This window comes from Bacillus sp. TE8-1, from assembly GCF_008368855.1.
In the GTDB taxonomy this organism is placed as follows: domain Bacteria; phylum Bacillota; class Bacilli; order Bacillales; family Bacillaceae_G; genus Bacillus_A; species Bacillus_A cereus.
Window position 1 is genome coordinate 67,896 of record NZ_QPET01000016.1, and the last position, 12,233, is coordinate 80,128.

Below are 12,233 nucleotides of genomic sequence, written 5' to 3' on the forward strand. Positions count from 1 at the left end.
ACCGAGGTGTCTTCTGTTTTTTAAATTAAGGATATCGATAAATTAAGATTTATTTACTTAACATTATACTTATTTTCGGACCGAAGCACCTAATCGATGAGTATATACAAACCAAGTAATGCTTGCTGTTAATAATGTTGACGAAATTAAAGCTGTAAGAACACTATATGTTTGCCAAATAAGTATCGTTGACCAATCGAAGGCAAAAAACATTATACACTGGGCAATCGTAGCGATTAGGAAAATAATTGTTACGATTGTTCTCTTTTTTGTCATTGGCTGCTGCTCATTCATTTTCCTTTTTCTTAATCCTAAGAAAAATAACAGAACGGCTAATAGGCAAAGAATAATTGTGGTAGACGACAAAATGATGTCCAAAAGCTGTGTGCCGCTTATCTCATATGACTGAGTTAGATTGCCGTTTAATATATCATTAACTTGTAGTACCAGGTTTATATTGGTATTTGCGCCGTTGCTCAGTAAGCAGATGGCTGTTCTTTCATTTGGCAGTATGGCTACTTTGGTACTAAAATTTGGATTACGCCCAGTGTGTTCTATAAACGTTTGTTCGGCGTTTACCGACCAACCTGCCGCATAATACATATCATTGACAGCCGAAACAGACATATCACCTCTATGTGATTTTTCGATGGCCCTGTGAAATATTTCGGGTATGTCCTGCACGATACCCATCTGTATGCCCATCCAACGCACCATATCTTTTGTATTAGAAATGATATAGCCGGCAGGTTTATTCCCAGCATAATCCGGAGCGTTAAATGGAGTTGTTATAAAAAAGGAAGAACGGTAGCCCTGTGCTAACTGTCCAGTGGCTTGAGCATCTTCTTTATAAACATACGTCTGGTGAAGACCTAAGGGTAGAAATACCTGTTCCTTCATAAAGTCTTCATAGCTTTGTCGTGATACAATCTCAATAACCAAACCCAATACGTCATAATTAACGGTTCCATAGTTATATTGTTCACCGGGAGAGAACGCCAATTCTGCATCTACCAGCGTTTCCACAGTCTTTTGCAACATATCAGGCGTATTACCTTGTGGAATATTTTGAAGATGTCTAATATTTGTCAGGCCGCTGGTATGGTGAAGAAAGTTATTTAGTGTAAGGTTTTGCATATCAACAGGTTTACCTTGATACTTTAACGTAAACCAAGGTAAATATTTTTGGATAGGGTCAGTCATTGATAGCAGCCCTTGCTCTTCCAATAGCAAAATCCCCATACCAGTAAAAGCTTTACTCACCGAGGCCAACTCATAGAGTGTATTTTCACTTGCAGACAGTCCCTTTTCAAGATCTGCATACCCAGAAGAAAAGTAGAACACTTCACCATCAGCAAGTATTGAGAGTGACATTCCAGGCACACCTGACGTACGACAGGCATCATCTAGCAATGCTTGTATTGCCACAGATTTCGAATCTGACAACGCATAACTTTGTGTTGCGAATCCTGAGAATAATATAAATATCGTTAATACAAAAACAATAGTCTTTTTCATACACTCTCCTTTCTGAAGAATTATAAGGGTATAAATAACTTATTTTTATAACTATAAACTAAATTCTGATTTATATTTCTATTCATCTATATAATATCAAATAATTGTGAAGAGTTACACTTAAAAACGGGGGCGTTAGTTTAATAAGAAGTAAACAACTTTATTATTCATTTTTTAAGCATTACATAAGCAGATGGATATAATTTGAAACAACTTTAAAGAGCCTTGCTGCATATAGAATGTAGTAAGGCTCTTATCTTTTTTAATCAAAATTCAATAACTTTATTATCACTATACACCACCCCTTTATAATTTACACAGTATGAGTAAAATTGTTTTACAAGACTTCGTATTAATCATAGATTAAATTAGCCACAGCTATTAAAATCGCCTCTATTTTTTATTGTAAGTATATATTTTTATTACTAATACGGTCAATGAAATTAATGATAGTTTCTCTTTTTTATATTATTTAATATATATATATATGGAATTACTTTTACTTGTTATAAAAATATTGTGGAGTAACATAACTTAACAAATTATCCAAAGTGTTAATCTCGGCATATGGTTGTATTTTGGTAGTATTATTGATTTTCTGAGGGTTAAACCACACCCCTTTTATATTTACATTTTGAGGACCAGCAATATCCTTTTCTAAGTCATCCCCAACAAATAAAGTATGTTCCGGTTGTAAATTTAGCTTATTTAATGCTAGTTCGAATATACGTTTATCAGGTTTACTAAATCCTACTTCTTCAGAAATAATGATTGTTTCAAAATACCTATTTAAATTCGTGTTAAATATTTTAGCTTTTTGCCTCTGAGTTGAGCCATTTGTTATAATTCCAACTTTACAGTGCTTCTTTATTTGATTTAAGAAATGAATAGTATTTTTGTCTATTGAAAAACATCTAGGGAAATTATTATTCCAAAAATCTTGGATGTAATTGCGTGGCAATCTATACCTTGGCGTGAATTCATCAAACAATGATTCTAAAACTGTCGTTTTATTACTTATGCCATATTCTCTTTTATCGTATTCTTTGAATTTCTGTAACATGTTGCTTTTAGCCGCACCATCTACATTTTCATAACACTTTTCTAAAACAATTAAAAATAATGCCTCTACTGCTTTATCCCTATCAAGTAATGTATCATCTAAATCAAACAGCATCGCTTTATAACCCATCAAATCATTTCACAACCTTTCTAGCATTATATAAATCTCTCCAAGTTTGTACCTTTAAACTTTTGGTTTAGCAAGAACATTATTATGTAGTGATTAACGATTAAATAGAAACTAGATGAAAGAAATCCAAAGTTCTTGGCACACACTCTAGTATTACGGTAGTTTCTTCTATATTGAAATTCCTTTTCCTCTTTTGGTAAAGAAGCAAAAGTATATTTTCACAAATTTTAAGAAACTACATACAATTCACATTATTATACATTAGTTTTTCGTAAATATTAATCGTACACCAATTCATACAATAAGTTTTTTTAAGCAATTATTTCTCCATAAAAAAGTAATATAGCTAATAATACTTTTTGGTAGTAAGCGTTCTATGAAGTTTACTACTGTATCTCCACATAAACTCCAGATTGTACGGCTATAATGACTACCAGGGGTGATATTATGAAAAACTATCATATCCTCGTGGTAGAGGACGATCAAGAAATTCAGGAATTAATTAAACAATTTTTAATGACACAGCATTATACAGTGGTAGTCGCTTCAGATGGACTAGAGGGTATGACACAATTTAATAAGCAATCCTTTGATTTAATTCTTCTAGATGTCATGATGCCCAATCTTAATGGATTTGAAGTTTCTAAAATGATTCGAAGTCAGTCAAACGTACCAATTATTATGCTAACTGCGTTGGAAGAAGAAGAAGATCAAATGAAAGGATTCGATCTTGGGATCGATGATTATATAACAAAACCCTTTTCATTTCATGTTTTGATTAGACGAGTCGAAGCTGTACTTAGAAGAAGTTATGATAAAAATGTAAATAATCATTTGATATTTAAAGAAGTTCGTATCGATGTGGATGCATATAGAGTCTATGTAAATGATGTTGAAATTATATTAACGACAAAAGAGTTTGAAATTCTACAACTACTATTTCAAAATGAGAGAAAAGTACTTACAAGAGAAAATATCGTAGAGAAAGTTTGGGGTTACGATTATTTTGGAGAAACACGAATAATTGATACACATATTAAAAACCTACGCAAAAAATTAGCTATCCCTTATATTAAAACAATAAAGGGTATTGGTTATAAAATTGATGAATAGTATTGTGAAACTCATGAAAATGAAGCAAATCACTTATAAACTCTTTATGACTACATCTCTCATTTTGTTATCCTTTGCAGTATTGATTTATTTAACTTTATACTTCTTTCTCCCTACATTTTATGAGCAATATAAAACAGATCAACTTCAAACAGGGATAAACGAAATCATTGATAAGTCTAAAAATCTTACGTTTCAAGATGCGATACCACTTTTTGATGAATACGCAAAAAAAAATAATGCGATGCTTTATCTTCAAAATAAAGAAGGAGTAATTATTTACTCTCCTTCGTTTTCTTTTATTCAAAGTGGTACGCAAAAAACAGTAGTTACTAAAGCAACACGATTCGAGAATGCAAGTACCCTTAGCAATTCATATAACGTTACGAAACCAATTCAATTCCAAGATGGTAGTTTAACGCTTATAGTCTTTGCTACATTTCAACCGATTGATGAAGCTTCACAGGTTTTAGTCCGCTTTCTCCCCTATATTAGTATCATTGTACTCGTAATTGGTATAGGGAGTGCTTATTTTTATTCCAGGTTTATTACAAAGCCACTTATTTATATTAATGAAGGTGCACAAAAGATGGCAAATTTAGATTTCTCCGAAAAAATTGAGGTTCGCTCTACAGATGAGTTAGGAGAATTGTCTAATAGTTTGAATGACATGTCTATTAACTTACAACAAGCTATGTTTGATTTAAAAAAAGCAAATGAACAATTAAAAAATGATATTGAAAAAGAAAGAGAAATAGAAACAAAACGCAGAGAGTTTTTTGCGATTGTAGCACATGAATTAAAGTCCCCTCTTACTGTAATGAAAGGCTACTTAGAAGGGATGATTTACAATATTGGCCCTTATCAAAATCGCGATCAATATTTAAAGAAAAATCATCAAATTATTGAAAGTATGGAACAATTAGTTCGTGAAATTTTAAGCGTATCGAAATTAGAACAACACACCTTCAAACTAAAAGTAGAGGAAGTTAATCCTTCAAAGTTAATAGGTACAATCACAAAAGATCTCGAATTTTTTGCTTCTCAAAAAAGCATCGAAATAATAAAAGAAATTGATTCTGACCTTTCTATTTATACAGATTGTGCTCTTTTAGAAAAAGCATGTAAAAATATTATTCACAATGCGGTTATGTATTCACCACATAATGAAAAAGTCTATATAAAGTTAAGTGAGGATTCGAAACAAGGTCAAATCGAAATGCAAATTATAAATACAGGTGTCAATATTAAAGACGAAGATTTACAACAAATTTTCAAACCATTTTATCGAATTGAAAAATCAAGAAATCGAAATACTGGAGGAAGTGGTTTGGGGTTATATATTGTTAAACAAATTCTTGAAACGCTAGATATAAAGTATTCAATAAAAAATATGGAACATAGTGTACAATTTCGCATGAGCATTCCATTATCTAAACACAAAAACAAACAAACTCTCCTTTAAATAGGACGAGTTTGTTTGTTTTTGTAGTAAATATAAACTTATTAACAGGTTTTTCACTTTAAACTTATTAACAGGTTTTTCACTTAATGGACAAATGCTGCTTCTTAAATGGCGATTATCATAAGTAGTGACAAACTGTATTCAATTTACATATTTATCTTCTACTATAACAGCAAAAAAACGAAATTCCGCATAGCGCAAATTAGATTCTCTTATTTGAGATGCATTTCATCTATGAAACTAAAAAGGAGGATGAAAAATGCATATTTGCCTCCATTTTTCAGATTAATTTGGAATTCTTTTATGATAAGCTATATGTAAAGATTAAACATAAAGGATGATTCGTATGCAAATAAGACCACAAGTAAGTGAATATAGCTCCTATTATGCAACGTATACCAACTTGGTATCAGACGGAAATATCATACATATTCTAGAACAACAAATGAAGGAAACGAATCTCTTATTAAAGGAAATTTCTGATAGTGAGGGACTTTTCCGGTATGCTCCTACTAAATGGAGTATAAAAGAAGTAATGGGTCATATAGCAGATACAGAACGGATTATGGCGTATCGATTGCTATCTATCGCTCGAGGCGAGACAGCAGAACTTCCAGGCTATAATGATGATATGTATGTTCTTAGAGCTGCTTTTGATAAGCAATCTATGCAAGATCTTCTTGAGAATTTAATTGTTGTTCGCCAATCTACCCTGTGTTTACTTAGAAGCTTAGATAAAGAAGCTTGGTCACAAAGAGGAAATGCGAATAATTCTGAAGTTACAGTTCGTGCATTAGCATACATCATTGCTGGTCATGAGCTTCATCATCTTCAAATTATAAAAGAACGTTACCTTGGTTCTGATGTATATCCAGCAACTTAATATTTGAAGAAAAAGATTCCTATTTATGTAGGGCTCTTTTTCAGAATTTATAACGGATTAGCGCTTAGAACCATGGCAATTAAATGTCTTTATTTATAAAATTCACCACATAATATATATGTTATCCCCTCTTATTCTGTACATAATTTTCTTTAGGCTGATATACTATAAACACAATAGTTCTGGAAAGGTGATGATATTATGTATGAACAACAAAATAATAGAGATAGAGATCAAAAAATGATGTTTTCTATGCAAGGAGTTCCCACAAATAAAATTAACATGAATCAATTACCTAAATGGATTAGAATTTTTGGCTATTGCGCGTTTGGTTGGATGATAGTATTTAGTTTAATTATGATTGTAGGTTTAATTCTGCAATAACTATACAGATACATAGGGAAACGGGACAGCATTTAGATCATACATCTAGGTAATGTCCCGTTTTTTATGTGTAATTATCCCATGATATAGGTAACCAATTATAATAAAAAGAACTTGTAGGATATTCTACAAGTTCTTTTTCAAATATTATTAAAACGGGAACGACAAACTATTTTAACATTCAGTACAGGGAGACCATTTTGATTATGGCATGATTTTATTATAAATCAAATATAAGCTTTTGAAAGGTCTAGTTTTTGAAAAATATGTGAATTAAACAGCTACGATGTTTATATTAGATTTCATTTATGACTAACTTCTTCTTACTTAAATACACTGCACGATCTGATTTTTTAGCAACCTCCTGTGAGTGCGTCACAACAATAATGCATTTATTCTCTTTATGTGCAAGTTCTTGAAACAGTTCTATTATATCCATTGCGGTTTCCTCGTCGAGATTTCCTGTCGGCTCATCTGCAATTAGTAAATCAACATTACAAGATAGTGCTCGAGCGATTGCTACACGCTGTTGTTGCCCGCCACTTAGTTGCAGGACGTTTCGTTTCGCTTCAGCTTCTGAGAGTCCTACCCTCTCTAATAATTCTAATGCTCTTGCTGTTTTATTTTGCACTTTAACACCTGTAATTTCCATTGCTGTTAAGACATTTTGAAGAGCGGTCATATAGGTAATTAAGTTATAAGATTGGAAAATTACAGATACATTTTGATTACGGTATCGATCCAAACCAATTTTTCTAATATCTTTGCCATTATACAGTACATAACCATTTTTAGGGACATCCAGTCCACAACCTAAGCTCAGAGTTGTGGTTTTACCAGATCCAGATAGCCCTAAAATCGTGTAGAAATGTCCTTTTTGAAAAGAAAAGTTAACATTATCTAGTATCGCTACATTTTTCCCATTACTTTCATAATAATAATCCAAATTTTTAAACTGTAAAATCGTCTCCATATCGAGCCTCCTCATTCATCTTTTAAAAGAATTTGTTTTGGGTTTAAACGTAGAATAGATAATGCTGGAAGAAGCGTTGCTATTATAGCAATAGCTAGTCCAATTCCACCCATTTTTCCTACATCTTCTCCTGTTACACTTACATCAATTTTATCGATTGGATCTTCTTTTTGATTTTGTAGAGTACCACCGGGTCCAGCCATCATTACAGTACCATGTTGCGAGGTATCTGTTTCTTCGCTTGCAGTAGCAATTTCATTCGAAAGTAAATTATCCCCGATATATTGAGAAACTTTAGCTCCTGTTGTTATGGATAATCCAAATGCTAAAATAGCGACACACACTACTTCTACTACGAATTGCGCCATCAGTTTCCACTTTTTCTCTCCAATAGACAATAGAATTCCCATTTCTTTACGACGCCCTTTAATTGATAGCATAATGATTAATCCTAAAATGATCGCACCTGCAATCGATACAATATAAATGATCATTTGAGAAGTCGAAGAGATATTTTCGATAGGACCAATCATTTGCTTGTACAATGAATCATGCGCATCTAATTTATAATAATTAAAATCAATATTAGATTTTTTTGCTTCTTTTTTAAATGCATCAATATATTGTGGATCATTCAAGAAATACACGACTTGAACACTACTTATACCTTGGTCTACTTCTAATTTTTTCATAGTTGAATGCGGCATATATAGTTTATTAGCTGGATCCATAATAGGAGGAGCCTGTTGACCCATTCCTTGCTCATTTGTTTCGTAAATACCGATAATTTCAACCTCAAGGGTTTCCTTCTTATCCCCTGATTGCACTTTAACTTTGTCTCCTACTTTCAAATTGTTTAATTCCGCTAATCGTTTTTCCATTAAAGCTACATTCTGATCCTTCATTTGCTCTGTAATTGGTTTTCCATCAATGATTTTACTTTTTCCGTTTTTAAAGCTTTCTTGTAATGCAGTCTTGCGAACTCCCTCAATCATAAAAGAAGCATTCATATCTATTTCTGTACCAGAGCTTGAACCGCCTCGCACAGCCGCCATTCCGGCTTTACCTTTTCCTTCTTCTTCTGAAGCTCCTACTAGTTTAAGTCCATCAGAAATACCAAAAGTGTTAGCTATGTAATTATAGTCTTTTACATACTTGGATTTCGCTAATTGATCTGTTTCTTTTGTATCGAGCTGCGGTGGATTTGGCATTTCTCCAGTTTCCTTAGCTTTTTGACCTAATTTGTCGAAATCAAGACCTAAAGTAACATCTGCACCAAGTTTTTTTCTCGCAGCATCCGCTGCTTTTTTTGACGCATTTTGGATTGTGAAACCTGAAAGAACCAAATTTGTAACAATCAGAAAAACTGCCATCAAAATTAATGATGTTCCTATCCTTTTTTTCATACTGAGAATTGCTCGTTTCATAAAATTCATTTTTTCTTACCTCCTTGATATCTTGTATTCTATATAGGTTATCTAGAGTTTATATGGAGCTAATCGGTAGTTTAACTAGAGATATAAGGAGTTTATGTGTAGTTATTTACCTGTTTCAGAAAAGCTAGAACACAAATTCAAAAACGTAGCCGTTTTTGAATATTGGTAAGGAGTTATTCCGTTTAATAAATTTATATAAAGGTTAAGATTAATTAAAGGTTAAGATTAATTTAATATATGTAGCACAAAAAATATTTACTGTGTAATTTCTATACAATAAATATAGAGAAACCTATTTGGATATCTATAATAGGGATTTTAATATAGTTACTGTATCTCATACAAATCACGTCGCTTTAAAAGGTGCACCTTTTAATACGAAAATAAGCAAGTTAATATTCTCTTATATGAATAAGAATATTAACTTGCTTTTTAGATTTTAGTATAATATATTTATAGTTTTATTTTATTGCAAGCTTTATAATATGATATACAAATTTATCACCTACTATTAGGAAAAGAGAATATTTTATAATTAATTTACAACATAAATTTTGTCCAGGTTTTAAACAATATGTATTTTGGAGGAGGTTAATTTGATTTTTTCAAAACTCATTGATCGGTACGCCTTATATGATTTACACAAAAAAAGAAGTGTAGCGTTTCAGTATACTTCCCTATCTAACACTTCATTAAATATAAAGGACATAGAATCTTTTTATAAAGTAAAACCATCCTATATTCATTTTGACATTAAGCATTCAAAACAGGAAAAGGAATACATGGTTGGGCAATTCAAATATAAAAGCTCGGTTCAATCCGGTGATTCACGCAACGACTCTGTAACTGGGGAATTATTCTTACATAAAAATGAAAATGCACCTCATGTTATCTTTGTTCACGGTTGGAGAATGGATTCTAACGAACGTGTGAAAAAAATATTCCACGATCATATGACCAGCCTGAAGTGGAATATGTATTATTTCACTCTACCCTATCATTTTGAAAGAAAACCCGATCAATCCTTATTCAGTGGAGAGTATATGGTAAGTGCAAATATTGAACGAACATTACAAGCAACTAGACAAGCGGTAGCTGATTTACGAGCTTTGATTAAATGGATTAAAGCAAATAAAAAGGGGCCCCTGATTCTAATAGGAATTAGTTTAGGCGGATTTATTACTAACTTAACCTCTCTTGTTGAAGAAGAAATTGATGTGTTAGCATCCATTTTCTATGCAAATCGACTTTCTTATTCGATTTGGAATACAACTCCAGGTAAATTTATTAGAGAAGACTTGGAACATCATGGTGTTACGTATGATGATTTAATAGATTATTGGAAAATCACTGAACCGAGTCAAGCATTGCCAAAAGTAAAAAAAGAAAATATTTTATTAATTTCAGGTAAGCATGATCTATATGTGCATTCTGAGGATACAGACTACTTGTGGGAATCTTGGGAAAGACCTCCACGATATATTTATACATGCGGGCATGCCGGGATCGTTCTTAAACGTAAAAAAATTGCAACTGATACTATTGATTTTATTCAAAATCGATTGAACTCCCCACACTTATCCAATGTCATGCCTTAAATCGCGAGATTACTAAGTAAAAAATCTTATACTTGTATTGTTATATTTTTTACTAGTCACCTTTGTAAATCTTAGCCCCAAGCCTTACACGATTGAAAATGAAATAAAATAAATAACTAAGGAACTAATTTACCATATGGAAAAACATTGCTCAGCATTTTCACCAGTGGTCCCTGTATATGCAATATTACATACAAAAATCTTTATGTATTACGTTATTAATTTAAAAATAAATTATTCATCCATTAATCTATACCATCCGTATTTACAGTTATGGATACCCTAATTACATATGAAAAAGAGAGAAGAACATTGGTTAATTCTTCTCTCTTTGTTTATTTTTAAGATAACCATCTATAAAATTTTGCTTTTCATAATTCTTCATGAGTCTAGAAAAGAATCTAATCCTTTTCTAGACTCAAAAAGAAATTTTTCTAATGTACATAATTACAACGACATTAAACCTCTTTGCTCTTAAATCCACTACTTGTATTATTGATTGCATGAAACTCCTTCTTGAGAAAGGTTTTAATTTCCGAATATTCTGTTGACCGTTATAACATATCCAATTTACAATTTAATTGTGGTGTTCTTTCACAATTAAACTACTTAGAATACACTTCATTTATTTGAAAACAATTACAAATAGAGGTGCTAAAATGAAAACTAGAGTAAATCCAGAATTATTACAAGGGTTAGAGATGTTTCCGGATCTCGATTTACGCCCAGAAAATTTGCAATCAATCAGAGAAGGAATAGCTCAAATGAGACCACCTACCGTTGTTGATGACTCTCTTTCTTTAACAGATAAAGTCATTGTTGGGCCTGATGATAATCCGTTACCATTACGAATTTATCGTCCAAAATCAAATCATGAATCTTTACCTGTCTTATTATGGATACATGGTGGAGGTTATATCTTAGGGTCTATAGATGATAACGATGATACTTGTATGAGGTTTGCAAAAGAAGCTAGCTGTGTGGTCGTGTCTGTAGACTACCGCTTAGCACCTGAACACCCTTACCCAGCACCAATTGAGGATTGTTATTCAGCTTTAAAATGGATTGCTGATAATGCAAAGTCATTAAACATTGATTCGAATCGAATTGGGGTTGCAGGAGTAAGCGCTGGCGGTGGACTAACAGCAGCATTATCATTATTAGCACGAGATCGAAAATATCCTTCAATTTGTTTACAAATGCCACTATATCCAATGATTGATGACAGAAATGATACACCTTCAGCGAATGAAATTAAAGAGGGATTTGTTTGGAACCAAAAGGCAAATGAAGCTGGCTGGAAAATGTATTTAGGAGAAATGTATGGAACGGATCAAATCCCTGCCTATGCAGCACCTTCTCGAGCTGAGGATTATAGTGACTTACCGTATACTTACACATTTGTTGGTCAATTAGATCCATTCCGCAGCGAAACATTAACCTATGTAAGCAAACTAGCACAAGCTGGTGTTGATGTGGAGTTTCATTTATATCCAAATGCCTATCACTGGTTTGAAGGGTTAAATCCAAATGCCGATGTATCTATTTATGCTGTGAACGAAATAGTACAAGCAATAAAGACTGGTTTCAAACGAGTATCCAAGGTTGAGGCTTAATCCCATTACAAGAGAAACACTTATAAATAGTATATATGTATTTATCATTTAAATA

Annotated in this window: 10 protein-coding genes; 6 read left to right on the plus strand and 4 right to left on the minus strand. The window is 32.3% G+C overall.

Annotation, left to right across the window (positions count from 1 at the left end):
• Window positions 1–69: 69 nt before the first annotated feature.
• Together DN404_RS17185 and DN404_RS17190 are read right to left on the minus strand one after the other, a co-directional pair.
• A complete protein-coding gene (locus DN404_RS17185; protein ID WP_000751389.1) occupies window positions 70–1,518 on the minus strand; it encodes a serine hydrolase domain-containing protein in 1,449 nt (482 codons plus the stop codon).
• Between the two features lie 499 nt (window positions 1,519–2,017).
• A complete protein-coding gene (locus tag DN404_RS17190) occupies window positions 2,018–2,710 on the minus strand; it encodes an HAD family hydrolase (protein WP_000540710.1) in 693 nt (230 codons plus the stop codon).
• A 447-nt stretch (window positions 2,711–3,157) separates the two neighbouring features.
• Between DN404_RS17190 and DN404_RS17195 the strand changes: the two genes are divergently transcribed.
• The 4 genes from DN404_RS17195 to DN404_RS17210 all read left to right on the plus strand — a co-directional run bounded on the left by DN404_RS17195 (window position 3,158) and on the right by DN404_RS17210 (window position 6,555).
• Window positions 3,158–3,823, plus strand: coding sequence for a response regulator transcription factor (locus DN404_RS17195; protein WP_000800727.1), 666 nt, complete (start codon window positions 3,158–3,160; stop codon window positions 3,821–3,823).
• Window positions 3,816–5,288: a sensor histidine kinase gene (locus DN404_RS17200; RefSeq protein WP_001084895.1), complete on the plus strand. Its 1,473-nt coding sequence runs from the start codon at window positions 3,816–3,818 to the stop codon at window positions 5,286–5,288. Before DN404_RS17195 ends, DN404_RS17200 begins: the two co-directional genes overlap by 8 nt.
• 346 nt (window positions 5,289–5,634) lie before the next feature.
• Window positions 5,635–6,171 (plus strand): DinB family protein, encoded by a 537-nt coding sequence (locus tag DN404_RS17205; RefSeq protein WP_001167138.1) that lies wholly within the window; start codon window positions 5,635–5,637, stop codon window positions 6,169–6,171.
• A 201-nt stretch (window positions 6,172–6,372) separates the two neighbouring features.
• The gene (locus tag DN404_RS17210) at window positions 6,373–6,555 is read left to right on the plus strand and encodes a hypothetical protein (protein WP_000273238.1); all 183 of its coding nucleotides are present in this window, start codon (window positions 6,373–6,375) and stop codon (window positions 6,553–6,555) included.
• Window positions 6,556–6,850: 295 nt separating this feature from the next.
• Here DN404_RS17210 and DN404_RS17215 read toward each other — a convergent pair whose 3' ends face one another.
• Complete coding sequence (locus DN404_RS17215; protein WP_149215278.1) at window positions 6,851–7,528, minus strand: ABC transporter ATP-binding protein; 678 nt, start codon at window positions 7,526–7,528, stop codon at window positions 6,851–6,853.
• A gap of 11 nt (window positions 7,529–7,539) precedes the next feature.
• Complete coding sequence (locus DN404_RS17220; RefSeq protein WP_149215279.1) at window positions 7,540–8,964, minus strand: ABC transporter permease; 1,425 nt, start codon at window positions 8,962–8,964, stop codon at window positions 7,540–7,542.
• A gap of 596 nt (window positions 8,965–9,560) precedes the next feature.
• Between DN404_RS17220 and DN404_RS17225 the strand changes: the two genes are divergently transcribed.
• Together DN404_RS17225 and DN404_RS17230 are read left to right on the plus strand one after the other, a co-directional pair.
• Window positions 9,561–10,562, plus strand: a complete 1,002-nt coding sequence (locus tag DN404_RS17225; RefSeq protein ID WP_000577718.1) for an alpha/beta hydrolase — start codon at window positions 9,561–9,563, stop codon at window positions 10,560–10,562.
• Between the two features lie 659 nt (window positions 10,563–11,221).
• Window positions 11,222–12,178 carry an alpha/beta hydrolase gene (locus tag DN404_RS17230; RefSeq protein WP_000857943.1) on the plus strand — a complete coding sequence of 319 codons (957 nt, stop codon included), beginning with the start codon at window positions 11,222–11,224 and terminating at the stop codon, window positions 12,176–12,178.
• Window positions 12,179–12,233 lie beyond the last annotated feature (55 nt).